1 protein-coding gene is annotated in these 250 nt (G+C 40.8%); it reads right to left on the reverse strand.

What is annotated here, in order from left to right:
- A partial coding sequence (locus tag SB749_RS20275) for a hypothetical protein (protein ID WP_410711894.1) occupies nucleotides 1–250 on the reverse strand: 250 nt, incomplete at both ends.

Genomic DNA, 250 nt, shown 5'->3' on the forward strand with positions numbered 1-250 from the left:
CGTCTGCTTCACTCGCATCTTCAACCGCTTTCTCTTCAGGCTCAGCATTTGCCTTATCTAATGCAATTTGTGCTGCTTCAAGTTTATCTGATGCAACATGGTTTACCGCAGCTAAGCTCACTTCTAATGCTTGTTTAATATTAGACGTAGGTTGTGGCTCACCCGTTACCTCGTCCATAACCTCACTCAAAGCGGCAAACTTTTCTATCGCATCTTCAATATCATTTTTTAAAGATACAAAAAACTCAGT

The sequence above is a fragment of the Brevibacterium sp. SIMBA_078 genome (genome assembly GCF_046534565.1).
Classification (GTDB): Bacteria; Actinomycetota; Actinomycetes; order Actinomycetales; family Brevibacteriaceae; genus Brevibacterium.